Consider the following 11317-nt stretch of genomic DNA (forward strand, 5'->3'; position numbering starts at 1 on the left):
CCCCCCCCCCGCCGGCCGCCCGCCGCCCGCCCCCCCCCCCCCCCCCCCCCCCCCGCGGCCCCCCCCGCCCCCCCCCCCCGCCCCCCCGCCCCCCGCCGCCCCCCCCCCCCCGCCATAAACGCCCTGGCCGTACGTCACGTTCGCCGACACCACCGCGCCCACGCCGCCGCCGCCGCCACCGCCGCCGCCAGCGATGCCGCCGCTCGCACCGCCGCCGCCGCCGCCGCCACCCACGCCGAGATTCGCCAAGCCGCCGCCCGCGCCGCCGCTCGCACTCGGCGCGCTGCCCAGCGCCCCGGGCGCGCCGTCGTTCGTGCCGGGACTGCTGCCGGCGCCCCCCGATCCCACCACGGTGGTCGTGCCGGACGTGCCGTTGCGGCCCGACGCGCCGATGATCGCCTGCGCCGACGCAGCGGTCGGTGCCCCCGCGACGAACCCCATCCACACGCTCGCCACGGCAAGCGCCACCGCGCGCCGCCGCAACGGCAGACCCGACGGCCTCGCCCGCGACGACGATGCCTCCTGGCCGCCAACTTTGTGCGTGCGTGCCAGCTCCGACGCAACCTGCAGCATTCCCGATGCGCGGCTGCGAACTACCCTGTAGATCCGGTTCATCTGCTGTCCTTTTTTTGAACCTGTCGTCGCATGTCGGCGACGACAACACGACACCCCTACCTCACGCGGCAAACGTCAGGTTTGCGTTTTCCAGGCGGGATTCAACCAGTCCTTTCGATATGGATTCCTAAAAACATTTCATGAAAGAGAGATTCCGAAGCGATGTTCCTGTAGCTATGGAAACTTCATGGCGCGAGCCTCGGATTCCACCCGTCGCCATCAAATAGGTACGGCATTTTTTGATCGCCAATGAGAAAAAGTGATTAGCGTTTCAGATGAAAATTTCTAATAAATTTAAATTGTATAAATTATTTTTTAATCAAACAAAATCTACTCGCTACCCCACCCGAATTTAATCGATGAAAAGCAGCACCCTTTACTCGCATGGACTCCGCACAACCGCCAAGTCTGCCTACCGTCGGCCACCGCCGTTGGCAAGACGCGCGCAACCCCGCAGCATCTCGGCCTGAACCCCCTCGATATTAAGTTATTTCATCAAGATAAAGGGTGGATTCGCATCCACAAAAAGTGGATTTCCATGCCAATTTTGATTAATTGAAAATCATACGCCTACCTTTCCATCGTCACGGCTTGAGATTATCAATAAGCACGTTGAAATTACAAAACGAAAGAAAAATCCTTTCGACCCGGCAACGCATGAAGCCGGCATCGCTATTCGGCCCCCCCACTGCACGCTCCATCCGGCCAGGCGATCCATCTGATCGAGCCGCCCGCCATGGGGATCGTCCGACAGATGACGCACGCGCCCCACTGTTTCGCTCGGCGGGTGGCCGAACTCGGCCTTGAGCGACCTGTAAAAGTATTTCCTGTCGGAAAAGCCATGACTCTATGGCTATCTCCGCGATGCGGACGCGCAGTCGACTGAGGTCGGACGGAATTCGTGGAGCCCAACGGGCTAAGCAGCGAGCCGATTCAGAAATAAGCGCTGCATGAACGCGACAGGCGATGGGTAGTTCAGACGCGCCTGCGCGTTGCCGGTTGTAGAAGATTTCGATGTACTCGCTGATCGCAAAGCGAAGCAAGCTCCGACGCGGACCAAATGGGCATCTCAAGAAAGCAGTGATCAGCCATTTGCGTCGCCTCCAAAAATCACCCAAACACATCGCTTGCTACTTCATGCATAAACCAATCCGCCATGCGGCTTGATTCAAGATCATGCATTGCTGATCAATATCGACTCTCTCGGATCGTCGCCTATTGAATTCGTTGAGGCAGGCTGCAGCCGGAATAGTAGACGTGACAATTCTGATATCCCGATTTGGTACAAATCTCCATGCCAGATTGAATCGCTTTATCTAAGCTTGGGCCCGAGGCTACGGCATAGCCGGTCGTACTTCCGATCAGGGCGCCGCAGCCATTCCGGTACGCACTTCCAATTTTGCATGTAGATCCGTGTTTCGATTGGCAATCCGCGAGTGCTGCCTGCTCTGCCTCAGCCTTGCTCCCCATGTTGGTGGCAACCCCAAGGCTACTGGTGGGCTCATAAACCGCAATCGCCCCCCAGTAGTCGATCCATCGCTCTGGCGGCGGCCCCGGGGCGCGCTGCGATGACCGACTATTGTCCGGAGCGCAGGCGCTTAAATCATTGCCAATGGCAGCCGGAGAGGTACCGGGCGGGCAGGCTTGCGCGTGAGCGATCGTCGTAACGACATTGGCTGCGGCACCAACGATCAAAGTGATGAAAAAAGCATGCAACTTCATGAGGCCCGTCCAAAGTGACAAGCGATGCGGCGTTCGGTTACCTGTTTGACTGCCTCGATCTTGAACTCATCCGTGTACCGCCTTGCCGCTCATCCTGACCTCCTCGGTTGCCAAAAATCATGGCTCGAAGATGTCTACGAAAAACTGGTCGGTCCACCGCGGGTTTTTGTCCGCTGCCACCCGGGCGGCGTATCAGGGTGCTGGAGCGTTCACGACTACCTGCTCATCTGCTGTCTCTGGCGTTGCTGGTCTGCCAGTATGGATGTCATTTCCTGAAGGGCTTTTGGACCTGAGACCTGGTAGTTCTTTGCAGTACCTGATTGACAGAGATTTTGTCCATTGAGGGCAATACAGGGGTCCGAGTCTCCCCGCTGAACCCATGCCCCTTTCGACCAGGAACCCGCGGCCAAACCGGCCGTACCGGAACGCATCTGAGCGTCGAGCATTTCATGGTTCAGTGCATCGTACCGCTGCATCCACGCCCGCGCTCTCGCCTGATCCTGCGCGGCCACGATGGCCTGTGCTTCGGGCATCATCCTCGCCATCTGGATGTCCAGATCGACCACCTTCTGCGGGGACGAACCATCCTTCACCGCGGCCCTGTCATTGTTGATTCGTCTTGCCCAGAGAGGGTCTGAGATATTGTCGGTCGGGTCGGTATCGCTCTCATGCACAAAACTGTCTCGATGCGAATGGACAAGCCCGTTTCGCGCCATATCGTCGCAACCGGCCAACAGCGTCGCAGCCAGCAGAAACGCTGAGACACTCATGACCCTTCCCGTGTTCTGGGATATCCGCAATCGAAGCTCTCTCGCCGGATGAACGGTCGCACCTTGATACATTCCACTCTCCAAAAAGTCTGCGGAGGATTCGACGAATGCCCGCGTGTCCTGGCATGGATCGACTCCGTGCCTGCAAACTTAACCGAGGCATGTCAACTGTCCAGGACCGCGCCGGCATCCACCATTCCCGGTACGCCTTGATGCCTCGCCTACCGCGAGCGCCCAGACGACGCGGACATCCATTTATTTTCCAATATCAAGGCGTTCTACGCGACCCACTATTCAAGGAGCATTGGAACTATGATAAAAACCTTTGCATCCGCCTTGCAGGAAATTCTCTTTTGTCTCGAAATGAGTGATGATTCCCTTCGAATCCGCATTAATTATCATCGTACATTCCATTGTGCCCGTATGTTGCTCATACTGATTAGTCGTAACCAACGTCCCTCCAGGTGCCCCGCCAGCCACCAACTGAGTATTGGTACCAGTTAACAGGCCATAGCTGTAATTTTGCCCAAAAGGCCATATGTAGGCGGTCGTTCCATCCTCGGCATGCCTAATCCCACCGGTAGGCCTCCCCCATTTCGCCAGGGCCTCGCTAATCGGGCGACCGGTCCAGTGACTGTTGGCGATAGCTTCCTGCAGCGTGATCAAATGACCATCTGCTGCGCAGCCGGACAACATCAGAAAACATCCGCCTGCAAGCGAAACGACCAAACCGCGCAAAATAGTAATTTTCTTTGGCACATCAGAAGCAAAATATTTAAACATAAATATGATATTCATTGCCTTCCTTCCCCATCCACGCACCGTGCAAATCAAATAAGAAAAACACCTCAAAACCCTTCGATGTCCGTCACCCTTCTCCGCGCGCTCCCAGCCATTTCGGGAGTAATGGGGAAGCGACCTGTTCGTGGCTTGCCGTGGGAACTGCTTTACGGTTTCTTTCTCGCGCAAACTCGACGGCCTCCCGAGGCATACAGCCAAAGCGCACGCGAAACGCTCGACTAAAATATTTTTCGTCGTTAAATCCATGGCGCAGGGCCACATCTGCAATACGCTCTCTCGGCATGTCCGGATCAGAAAGCACGTCGTACGCCCGCTCCAGCCGCTGCTGCTGAACGTGGCGCATGATCCCGCCGTGCCCTGCAAAGAGCTTGTAGAGTCTCGCCCGCGATACGCCCAGTGCCGCGCTGATCACATCCGGCGACAAGTCCGATCGCATCAGATTCGTCTCGATGAACTGACGTGCCCGCCGGATCAACGCCACGTTGATTTCCGATTCAGCCTCGCTCAATGTGTCAGGTGAGCGCATCAGTGCGGCTCTCAATAGATTGTTGGTGGCACGGGTCACGTATGGAACGGCTTCGCTGCTTAACTGGTCGATATTAGCCATCAGGGAGAGCAGATGGTCTTTTAGAATGGCGCCAATCGCCGGATCAAGGATGTCGCCGTACCGCTTGAGATCCAGCGATTGGAATAGATCCCGCGGAATCACCAAACCAATGGTGTCACCGGCCGTCACCATGCAGTCAAACGGCCTGTTCATATCGAACAGGTAGAGGCCGCCTGCGCGAACGCATCCCGTCGAATGTGCCCACTCGCCGACCGCTCCCCCCGTCAACTGCAGCACCAGATGGTAGTGATCGATCTGATCGCTTCGAATCTTTTTGGTGTTCCGTACCGTTCGGTAATGAACCAGTTGCTCCGGCAGAAGCCAGCGGCGGCCCGCAAGCACGAACGGTCCGAATCGGGTGGCATTGAATTCCGCATCGAACGACACGGTCGCATTGTCGGGCCGTTCGTACTCGCACGTCGAAATCGCCGCGGCCCATGCATCAAACCGTTGCTCTCCCGGCTCATCAACGGTCGTAAATCGATACACATCCAGAGGGGAACCGTTAGGCATGACCGACGTTTACGTGCAAAGAATGCAGACAAAGTACCCAGAACGATGTGATCGCAGATTGGCTTACTGAAAATACGATCACAGCGATTCCTTTTCATGAGAATGAACAGCGCGCACAGACCGATGCCGCCATACACGACCCGTAATGACCGCCGAATTTCCATCACCGCATTGCCCATTACAGGGCGAGAATTTAACTCCGAGATGTTTTTAATGAAATAGGCTCGTCAGAGTCTGGCAATATCATTTCCCGAAAAACAGCAAGGTTGCCCAGTTGCTCGTATGTTGGGATGTAGAAGCATTGCCGGACGGATTGCCTCCGGAGGATGTACAGGAATTTAATCCTTGATCAACGATGATATTCTTGGCATCAATGACCAAAAACACACGACATTTATCGGCCACCGTCTCGTAGTCCCCGTTTGGACTGGAAATCTGCTCCTCCGTGCCGTTTGGCCCCGGCGTCGTGCCAACTATATGCGATCCACCAGTCGGGACGAATTGCTTGCTTGCCGTTCCTGTTGGAACATTGTTCCAAAATGAAATGTCTTCGACCCACTCGATGTATTTTTTTGTAAACGCCCCAGATTCCCGGCCATATACAGTGTAGGCAGCAGTGATGTTTTTTCCCATTAACTCATTTTTTTGAGAAAACGGATTATCATCGAATGCAGAGCAACCCGCTAAAAGCGCAACACCAGCGATTGACATAGCGCTGCCTCAGCCTGACCCGGTGATCACTATCGATTTTGCAAGCAATATTGGCAGAAAATACAATTCCTCAACTCACTGACCAATCGAAATGGCAATCACGGACCGACGCGTATTCAATGCGTATACTCGATGTCCTCAATGAGTTGAGAAAAAAGGAAAAACGTTTCTTGCATGAGTCTCTGGATAGTACAACAACGTCATGCGCAGATGGGTGGATAGGCGTCTATAGTTGGTGGATTCTTGTTTTGCCAGAACACCAATGAGACGCTGTCGATCGAGCGCTACCCCTGCGGCTCTCATGGATTATTACAAGTTGGAAAGCAATCAGAAATCCTTTCAAGAGTGTAAATACTTTCGGTCGCTATACCGAAGCGTGCCGACGGCATCTGCGGAAGGCATGTGTCACGGAGGTCGTAAGAGATGCTTTCATGTGCGACGCGTGTCGCCGTCCGCTGGACGTAATCGGCAACGTAGTGGATGGCAAAGCTCTTCTCTGCCTTGTCGGACTCAACAACCCGAAGATCGGAGATTGAAACTGTGGCCTGCTGTACGACCGGCAGCTGCCTACCCAGACGCGCGCGACTGGTGACGGCCGGGCTCCATGCTCCAGCGACAACGTACCCTTCCTATGGGCGGTCCACCGGGCGACCGGGCAGGGATCGACGGTGCCAGCAGCCGCGAGGTGTTGGGGGCCAGGCAAATTCGATATCGCTCGGATTTGTTGATCGAGGCTGCCAGAAGGGCTCTGCAAAGTTAGCAGGTTGTTGAATTACCTCAATTGGAGCAAGGGAAATCTGGTTTTCATGGGTACCTTTTCCCTTTGCCGGGGTGGCGAGCGCGTCATATAGGCCATTCCGGGAGGTCGCACTTTTCGAGCGACACCCGCCAAAATAGTATTTCAACAGCCTGTGAACGGAAGTGGGAAATTGCAAGCCAGCCGAGCCGCTCACAGCTTGTCGCACTCCGTCAGGGAGCTTTCCCGCGCCAACTTGAGTGCCTGCATTCGTTCCCTCGCTTCCGCTGGCGTGTATCCGAACTCTGCCTTGAACACTCTATAGAAATATTTCTCGTCGCTGAAACCGTAGTTCAAAGCAACTTCCTTGATCCTCTGCGAACCGCGTACCGACTCCGACAACGCACGATGAATCAGAGCGAGTCGCTTGCGACGAACTTCGCGCATAACGCCGCCGGTGCTCTCGAACAACTGATAGAGCTTCGCTCGAGACAACCCGACATCTCGACAAATACGCGCAATATCAAGATCGCCATCAAGCATGTGATCGTCGATATAGCGCCCGACTCGCGCCAGAAGCAACTCGCGGATCGGCACGTCAGCCTGCCTTAGATTGTCTTGCGAAGGTGTAATGCCGGCCATCAGCAGATGAGTCGTTGCTTGCACAACATGCGGAATATCGTCGACCGTCATTCTCGACAGATTCCTGAAGAGCGATTGCAAGTGATCGCACAGCAATACTCCAGCGGCCGATACAAGCGACTGGCCATGCAATGTTTCGGTCGAAGCAGGCAGCGTTTCACGCGGCACAATCAGCGAGACGGCATTCCCCATCGTGCCCAGGCATTCGATCGACTGAGAGGCGTCCGTCATGTATAGCTCGTACGGCTGCTTTCGTCCCTCACCTGCCTCAGTTCGCCACTCGACGCTGTTGGTAGCTTGGTATGTGAAGTAGTAAAAATCTGCACCATCACGAAGACGCTTGGTATCGCGTTTCGCCCGATACTTGCTGCGTCGCGTTGGGTCATGCCAAGTCCGGCCACCAACAAATAATGGCCCTACCGACGCGCCATCGTAGCGGGCTTCAAAGGGCGCACTACGATCGTCCTCCCGCGAGAAATCGACAACCTGACTAAGCAAGGCCCACGCGTCGAGCTGCTCGCCAACAGGGGCGTCGAGCGTCGAGAAGTGCACAAGATCAATTTGTCTGGTATCCATATGCATTCGGTACACGATCAGGCGACATGGATATGCGATCGCGATAGATGGCGATCGCAGTCGCGGTAGGTGCCCGGAGCATCGTGACGCGCACGCGTCCAAATAGCGGGAACAACAGCATCATATCCATGATCGGTTTTCCCGCTACGCGGATTATGCGCTTTCGATTTCGATGATGTCCAGCCAGATTACATCGTCGAATATGGGCCCCCATGCTTCGCCGGTCGGCCAACTGGAGACGTGCCACGTTTTGTATCGTTAATAGATGCGTAACGCGCGCGTGTCGTCTCTCGTGACATCCGCGCACAATGCCAGCGTCAGTTGCACCGGACCACTTCCCCAATAGCCCCACGCGAAACCGGTCGGATCGGTCCAGAATTCCTAAAGCGGATCAATGACACTCTGCTCACCGACAGCGACCAGCGCACCGCCAACATTTCCAAGCCGGCCTGCAACAGGTCCATCCCAAGTAGATTCGAGCCCATGCTCCCGAAGTCGGTGTTGCTCAGGCCCAGCCCATCGTCGACGCCCTGCGTCAAGCCCGACACCGCCCCGGCTTCCAGCCTGCTCTCTTCCGGACCTCGTCTCAACCAGAACCGTAGACGTTCCCCGAGACAACAGCCCACGGCGACGCAGCGTCGTCGTCGGCATGATCGGCAACGCTGCTGCAATACCCCTGGGATTCATCTTTCCGTTATCCCTCCACTAGTCCTGCTTCGTTTTTAGAGATGCCGCGCTCGAGCTAGAATCCGGGGTGGAAGGGGCAGAGCTACCGTTACCGCCCGTATATTTGAGCGATTCAATCTCCTTCGGGGCCGTTTCGGGATCATCGAGTGACGGGGTGATGTGACCAACCAGAACCCCCATGCTGATTGATGTTCTTACGTATTTCGTTTCACCCGCATGGAGCGTGAAATCGACGGAGCGGGTTACTTCGGTTTTGGTCGATACCGTATAGCTTCCCGGGGGTTCGTCAACGTAAAAGAAGCCACCAGAAACAGAACGCCCAACAACCTGCTCGTTGAGCTTGATCTCAGGTTGAATCATCGCTCCACCGAACGATTCGGAACGAAAAAAATAGACTCGCCCATGGTCGGCGGCCAGTGTAGGAATGGAAGCAGCAACATCCTTGTATTGCGGGCCAGTTGCGCAACCCGCCACAAGAAGAGTTGACATTCCTGCGAGCACGATCTTTCTTAATTTATTACCCATACTATTCTCCATTTCAAATAATTGAAATTTAACTGCCAACGAATATAACGAAATTATCGCGATCACCAACGCCATAGAGCACAAAACCGATTCGCGTCCGGGTTCGTCTCACTGCTGCTGTCCGAGCGATGGTTCAATGCCAGCGCTGAGGGCTACTCTACTCTTGCAAGAGGTGTGATACATCTATATGCATTTGATCTCCGCAATGAATCAATAAATTCCCACCTTCAGTGGAAACGGGAATTTTATATTCATTTATAAAATCAACCAAAACTTCTAAGGCAACGCCAAATTCACCCACCTCAATGTACTCACGAATGAATTCATGCCTTTCGGTTGGCAAACTTCCTTTTATATCGCTTAAAACTGACCGAAGCATATTTTGAATTTCCATGACAGTGTCTCAATAGCCCGGGTAAGCCCCCCTTACTAGCGGGTTGGAAGATGACTTTTATCGTAACGCCGTTGTATATGCCAATCACAACAAATGTGGGCGGGCTGCCAGCATTAGTAGCGAGAGACTCAGCCGGACCAGTTTGCTGCACAACCGTAGAGCTTGGATAAAAAGTTATTTGGAATCACAAAGCTGGAATATCTCGATCCACCTCGGCTTGAACAAGCGTCTAAAGAACAATGCGCTGCGCCACCTCGCGCGCGCGGATGCGCTTACTGTAGTCGGTTCCGGCCCCGGAGATTGTCAATTCTTCTCCGGTAATTTTTACGGTTTCCTAACTACCCTGCCGTCTTAACTCTCGTCATGGGAGTGGCGAGTAAGCGCTCGTTTTGCTTTTTTGCCCGATGGTCTTCGCCTGCTTCTCGGACGCCGGGCGTAAAAAAGCCAGCTCCAAGGCTGGCTGCTCATTGACGAATCGCGTTTTACGCCCCGTCACCGGTTTCGATCCACGTCGGCGCGCTATGCTGTACGCTCCCTCACCCGTTCGACCGTCGATCCATGCTCATCCGCGAACATGGCGATTTCGTCCGCCTGATCCGCTCCGAACGCATCCCCGACACGACCCGCTCCCGTCAGATCGTCGTCGGCACTTTTCGTCGCGCGCACGGCCCCACTCAGGCCCTGCTCAACGCCCTTTCCGACGACGAGCGCGATTCGCTCTCCCGATGGCTGTCCGTGCCAAACCCGGCACCATGAACCAAGACGTCCTGAGGACGGCCCTGCAAGCGCTCGTCAACGACGCTTCCGCCCGCTCCAAGATCGCTCGCCTGCGCGAGCTGCTGCCCGCCATCGAAGAGGCCAAACGCGCCGGCGTCAGGCTATCGTCGACGCGCTCAACCATCACGGCTTCGCGCTCTCGCTCAAGTCCTTCGAGATGATGCTGTATCGGCTACGCCAGTGAACACCATGTGGTGCAATCTGCACCACGCCGCAAAGCCTTGCTGCGCTTGGCTTTCAGACCGATTGAAAGGTTCGGACGCCAGCTCGCCACATGTTTTCGTGCACCGCATCAAACCCAATACCGGCAAAGCTTGCAGCCAGATCGGCACGCGGTTTGGTACGTGCGTCATATCTGTGCCATTTCAAGGGGAGATTTCGATGACGAACCGCGACCAGCAATCGCGCAATTCCACGGCCGCACGATGAACATCGCGCAATTGCCGATACCTGGCTGCGGCACGCGATCGACGGAATTCGGCAAATGCACGGAGACGAGGGCGTGCGCCGCGAGGTGGCGAGGGGAATTTTCTAGCGGGCGGGGGTACACCTCGCGGCCGACGACGAATCGAGCAATTCAGCAACAGCGCCGTCACGCTCGCCGACGCCATAAAGCACAAACCCGGCTCGCGGTCGGGTTCGTCTCATTACTGCTGTCCGGGCAATAACCGGCGCAAGCCTATCCTGCCTCATGAGGGGCAGTAACTTCCAAGATTGTTCCATCGGCGAAGTTACCCATGTCCCACAAGGCAAACTGCGCACCGGGTATCAACATATCTTTGACGAGGTTCAGGTATAAGAATTTGATTGGAATGTCAGCCGTACATCCCGGCGACAAGCTGATCCCGACCTGATTCAATAGCAACCGGCAGTCGAACAGTTCCCCGTTGACCGAAAACGGACATCGATACTGTATAGGCGGAATCGTAACCGATTTCCCACCTGCATCCGTCGGATACATCGTTACTCTGGAGATGATATCTGGTGTAACGATCTTGATCATGGCCGAAACGGTGGTATCGGGAAATAGTTATGAATTGTCGGAGTGAGTCCCGGCAACAGGTTATTTGGAATCACAAAAGCTGGAATACCTCGATCCACGTCGGCTTGAACACCTGGCAATTGCAAAATGCTGCCCACCTGCTCAGGCGCTTCGCCCCCGAGACCCCCGAACATCGCGCGCAGCAGCGTACATTGCGAACGCCACAAACAACAAACCCGGCCGAAGCCGGGTCTCGTTT

General features: G+C 55.5%; 11 protein-coding genes and 2 pseudogenes. 1 reads left to right on the forward strand and 12 read right to left on the reverse strand.

All coding sequences use genetic code 11. The features are described from left to right. The 11 genes and pseudogenes from GQ56_RS47295 to GQ56_RS45085 all read right to left on the reverse strand — a co-directional run. On the reverse strand, window positions 1-615 hold a 615-nt coding region (locus GQ56_RS47295; RefSeq protein WP_200878019.1), incomplete at its 3' end, for an ESPR domain-containing protein. Between the two features lie 916 nt (window positions 616-1531). Then, window positions 1532-1664 (reverse strand): annotated as a pseudogene (locus tag GQ56_RS45070) (IS3 family transposase); the annotation flags it as partial. 166 nt (window positions 1665-1830) lie between these two features. Next, the gene (locus tag GQ56_RS47300) at window positions 1831-2337 is read right to left on the reverse strand and encodes a DUF4189 domain-containing protein (RefSeq protein WP_075123092.1); all 507 of its coding nucleotides are present in this window, start codon (window positions 2335-2337) and stop codon (window positions 1831-1833) included. A 215-nt stretch (window positions 2338-2552) separates the two neighbouring features. Continuing rightward, window positions 2553-3107 carry a hypothetical protein gene (locus tag GQ56_RS0135340; RefSeq protein ID WP_031403135.1) on the reverse strand — a complete coding sequence of 185 codons (555 nt, stop codon included), beginning with the start codon at window positions 3105-3107 and terminating at the stop codon, window positions 2553-2555. Between the two features lie 294 nt (window positions 3108-3401). Continuing rightward, window positions 3402-3905 (reverse strand): hypothetical protein, encoded by a 504-nt coding sequence (locus tag GQ56_RS45075; protein ID WP_152601948.1) that lies wholly within the window; start codon window positions 3903-3905, stop codon window positions 3402-3404. 70 nt (window positions 3906-3975) lie between these two features. Then, window positions 3976-5028 (reverse strand): helix-turn-helix domain-containing protein, encoded by a 1053-nt coding sequence (locus GQ56_RS0135345; RefSeq protein WP_034198279.1) that lies wholly within the window; start codon window positions 5026-5028, stop codon window positions 3976-3978. Window positions 5029-5271: 243 nt separating this feature from the next. After that, window positions 5272-5739, reverse strand: coding sequence for a hypothetical protein (locus GQ56_RS45080; protein ID WP_152601949.1), 468 nt, complete (start codon window positions 5737-5739; stop codon window positions 5272-5274). Window positions 5740-6688: 949 nt separating this feature from the next. Next, window positions 6689-7693 (reverse strand): helix-turn-helix transcriptional regulator, encoded by a 1005-nt coding sequence (locus tag GQ56_RS0135350; RefSeq protein ID WP_160257524.1) that lies wholly within the window; start codon window positions 7691-7693, stop codon window positions 6689-6691. Between the two features lie 258 nt (window positions 7694-7951). Then, a pseudogene (locus tag GQ56_RS47305) lies at window positions 7952-8050 on the reverse strand (DUF6166 domain-containing protein); the annotation flags it as partial. Window positions 8051-8398: 348 nt separating this feature from the next. After that, a complete protein-coding gene (locus GQ56_RS42400; RefSeq protein WP_235212819.1) occupies window positions 8399-8980 on the reverse strand; it encodes a DUF2846 domain-containing protein in 582 nt (193 codons plus the stop codon). A gap of 82 nt (window positions 8981-9062) precedes the next feature. Beyond that, entirely contained in the window at window positions 9063-9299 is a 237-nt protein-coding gene (locus GQ56_RS45085) for a MafI family immunity protein (protein ID WP_152601950.1), read from the reverse strand. 558 nt (window positions 9300-9857) lie between these two features. Between GQ56_RS45085 and GQ56_RS0135355 the strand changes: the two genes are divergently transcribed. Further along, window positions 9858-10055 carry a hypothetical protein gene (locus GQ56_RS0135355; RefSeq protein WP_031403138.1) on the forward strand — a complete coding sequence of 66 codons (198 nt, stop codon included), beginning with the start codon at window positions 9858-9860 and terminating at the stop codon, window positions 10053-10055. Between the two features lie 700 nt (window positions 10056-10755). On the opposite strand, the gene GQ56_RS45090 is transcribed toward GQ56_RS0135355, so the two are convergent. Next, window positions 10756-11079 carry a hypothetical protein gene (locus tag GQ56_RS45090; RefSeq protein WP_152601951.1) on the reverse strand — a complete coding sequence of 108 codons (324 nt, stop codon included), beginning with the start codon at window positions 11077-11079 and terminating at the stop codon, window positions 10756-10758. Window positions 11080-11317: the final 238 nt, after the last annotated feature.

The sequence above is a fragment of the Burkholderia paludis genome (genome assembly GCF_000732615.1).
GTDB classification, from domain to species: Bacteria; Pseudomonadota; Gammaproteobacteria; order Burkholderiales; family Burkholderiaceae; genus Burkholderia; species Burkholderia paludis.

What these genes read in the sequence shown, in the direction of transcription:
- GQ56_RS0135350 (WP_160257524.1), bottom strand. Translation starts at nt 7,693, where the DNA reads ATGGATACCAGACAAATTGATCTTGTGCACTTCTCGACGCTCGACGCC.
- GQ56_RS45090 (WP_152601951.1), bottom strand. Translation starts at nt 11,079, where the DNA reads ATGATCAAGATCGTTACACCAGATATCATCTCCAGAGTAACGATGTAT.
- GQ56_RS0135345 (WP_034198279.1), bottom strand. Translation starts at nt 5,028, where the DNA reads ATGCCTAACGGTTCCCCTCTGGATGTGTATCGATTTACGACCGTTGAT.
- GQ56_RS47300 (WP_075123092.1), bottom strand. Translation starts at nt 2,337, where the DNA reads ATGAAGTTGCATGCTTTTTTCATCACTTTGATCGTTGGTGCCGCAGCC.
- GQ56_RS45075 (WP_152601948.1), bottom strand. Translation starts at nt 3,905, where the DNA reads ATGAATATCATATTTATGTTTAAATATTTTGCTTCTGATGTGCCAAAG.
- GQ56_RS42400 (WP_235212819.1), bottom strand. Translation starts at nt 8,980, where the DNA reads ATGGCGTTGGTGATCGCGATAATTTCGTTATATTCGTTGGCAGTTAAA.
- GQ56_RS0135355 (WP_031403138.1), top strand. Translation starts at nt 9,858, where the DNA reads ATGCTCATCCGCGAACATGGCGATTTCGTCCGCCTGATCCGCTCCGAA.
- GQ56_RS0135340 (WP_031403135.1), bottom strand. Translation starts at nt 3,107, where the DNA reads ATGAGTGTCTCAGCGTTTCTGCTGGCTGCGACGCTGTTGGCCGGTTGC.
- GQ56_RS45080 (WP_152601949.1), bottom strand. Translation starts at nt 5,739, where the DNA reads ATGTCAATCGCTGGTGTTGCGCTTTTAGCGGGTTGCTCTGCATTCGAT.
- GQ56_RS45085 (WP_152601950.1), bottom strand. Translation starts at nt 9,299, where the DNA reads ATGGAAATTCAAAATATGCTTCGGTCAGTTTTAAGCGATATAAAAGGA.